Source organism: Halolactibacillus halophilus (genome assembly GCF_900115605.1).
Classification (GTDB): domain Bacteria; phylum Bacillota; class Bacilli; order Bacillales; family Amphibacillaceae; genus Halolactibacillus; species Halolactibacillus halophilus.
This window is the reverse complement of record NZ_FOXC01000076.1, coordinates 1-2,436: the sequence shown is the minus strand read 5'-3', so window position 1 is coordinate 2,436 and position 2,436 is coordinate 1. Positions and strand designations below refer to the sequence as shown.

At 38.5% G+C, this 2,436-nt stretch carries 2 protein-coding genes; both read left to right on the top strand.

What is annotated here, in order from left to right:
* Window positions 1-153 precede the first annotated feature (153 nt).
* Entirely contained in the window at window positions 154-1,659 is a 1,506-nt protein-coding gene (istA, locus tag BM098_RS13090) for an IS21 family transposase (protein WP_089834084.1), read from the top strand.
* The gene (gene istB, locus BM098_RS13085) at window positions 1,652-2,371 is read left to right on the top strand and encodes an IS21-like element helper ATPase IstB (protein WP_089834082.1); all 720 of its coding nucleotides are present in this window, start codon (window positions 1,652-1,654) and stop codon (window positions 2,369-2,371) included. The genes istA and istB overlap by 8 nt, the downstream gene beginning before the upstream one ends.
* Window positions 2,372-2,436 lie beyond the last annotated feature (65 nt).

Below are 2,436 nucleotides of genomic sequence, written 5' to 3'. Positions count from 1 at the left end.
TGTATATGGCATAATTGAAATGTAGTTTACGGCAGTTAATTCATGTTGGTCAAATCCGGCCCAAAAATATACAAAAAACCACTTGCCAACACTCAAAAATAACTTTAAACTCCTCGTTAGACCAATAACGTTTGACAGGAGGATATTTAGGAGATGTTAGCAGTGGCTGAAGTAAATTATATCAGATATGAAGTGAATCAAAAAGGTGAAAGTTATGCGAGTGTTAGTCGGAAGACAGGTATTGATGCTCGTACAGTAAAAAAATATGCCAATCAAGAAGACTTTGAAGTTAAAAAACCCCAGTGCCGAAAGGCACCTGTCATGGATCCAGTAAAACCGATTCTTGATGAATGGTTGAATGAGGATTCTAAAAAGAAACGGAAATATCGCCGCACGGCGAAACGTTTATTTCAACAGCTTGTGGAAGATCATGATTTTAAAGGGTCTGAAAGAAGTGTTCGTCAGTATGTTTCTAAACGAAAAAAAGAATTAAAAACAATGGTTGATCAAGCTGCTTTACCTTTAGAATCTATCCCGGGGACAGCCCAAGTGGATTTCGGAACGGCTCCTTTTGTTTATCAATCAGAATCGATGGAGTTACCTTATTTGGTAATGTCGTTTCCTTTCAGTAATACTTTTTATTTTCAGGTTTTCCCTTCGGAAAATGCGGAGTGTTTACTCGAAGGGTTACAACGTATGTTTCATCATATGGGTGGGGTTCCAAGAACCATTCGATTTGATAATTTTAGACCGGCAGTAAAAAAGATATTAGGCAAAGGAGAGCGAAAGCTCACGGATGTGTTTGAACGCTTTGTGGGGCATTATGGCTTTCATTATGAGTTTTGTAATCCAGGTAAGGGGAACGAAAAAGGCCATGTCGAAGCGATGGTGAAGTATGTAAGGAATAATTTCTTATTACCGGAATGTCATATTGAAGATTTAGATCAATTTAATGAAACGTTATGGCAAAAAGCTGAGGATGATCGTGATCGTTCTCATTACAAAAAAGATGCGCCAATAGATACGCTCTATCAAGAGGATTGCGCACAATGGCTTCTCCTTCCGGAGAAATCATTTGATTGTGTACGTTATGAAGTAGTTAAAGCTGATAAATATGGTTTTATTACTGTGGATAAAAAGCAATACTCAAGTTCGCCTCGATTCGCCGGGGATAAGTTAACCGTTGCAATCACATATAATTCAGTGATTGTTTTAAATGAGCAACACGAAGCTGTGGTTCATCATTCGAGACTCTATGGTGTTAGACGAAAATCAATGGTCTGGCAACCCTATCTTGATTTATTATCTCGACGACCACGAGCGATTAAGTACACCAGTATCTATGATCATTTCCCAGAAGAATGGACGCGATATTTAAAAGCTTGTACAGAAGATGAGCAAAAAGAAGCATTAAGATTATTAGGTACGTTACTTAAAAATGATGATTTCACGCTACTGAATCAGGCACTCAATGATGTATCAGCACAAGGACACCCAAGTGTTGACCAAATTAAACATCGATTCTATTCACTCGTTAATAATCAAGAAGATTATTCAACATACACGCCTCAAATGTCTTTACCTGATATGCCTGATATCACAAGAGGGCTTGAACATTACGATGCCCTCTACGCGAAAGAAGGTGTAGAGCATGAATAATCAGATTATAGACTACGCGAAACGTTTAAAACTCAGTTGGATTCGGGAACATCACCATGAAGTGACAGCCGAGTCAAATGAAGATTATTTAATCAAGTTATTTGAAAAGGAAATAGAGCATCGAGAAGAGCGTAAAATTAACTTACTGTTAAAGCAAGCGCAACTCCCTAAAACAGGCCATCAGCCTTTTCAGTGGGAGCACATTCAGATTCCGCACGGAATCGATCGTGACACAATTATTCAGGGTGATTTCATTAAGAGACAGGAGAATCTCATTCTCTATGGAGGTGTTGGGACAGGTAAAACGTATTTATCTACGCTCATTGCCCTAAATGCCATACATAGATATGGCAGCCAGGTGAAGTTTTTCACTGTGGCAGGCTTAGTTAATAAGCTTATAGAAGCAAACCAACAAGGGCAGCTACCGAAGTTGATGAAACAGCTAGACAAGCAACACGCGATTATTTTAGATGAATTAGGCTATATCCCTCTCAACAAAGAGGGAGCAGAATTACTCTTTCAAGTCATTTCCATGTGTTACGAGAACAAAAGCCTAATCATCACAACGAATCTTCAGTTTGGACAATGGAATCACGTCTTTGGTGATCCGGTATTAACGGAAGCTGTCATAGATCGACTCATTCATCATTCACATTTATTAATGTTTAGAGGCGATAGTTTCCGTTATAAAGAGTCATTAATTCATGAGTAGATAGTGATGGCAAGTGGCATACAAAATTAATTGCCGTTTAACGCAATTCCCTATTGCCAAATACA

Excerpts from the sequence above, each read along its gene's own strand:
- istA (WP_089834084.1), top strand. The coding sequence starts at position 154 with ATGTTAGCAGTGGCTGAAGTAAATTATATCAGATATGAAGTGAATCAA.
- istB (WP_089834082.1), top strand. The coding sequence starts at position 1,652 with ATGAATAATCAGATTATAGACTACGCGAAACGTTTAAAACTCAGTTGG.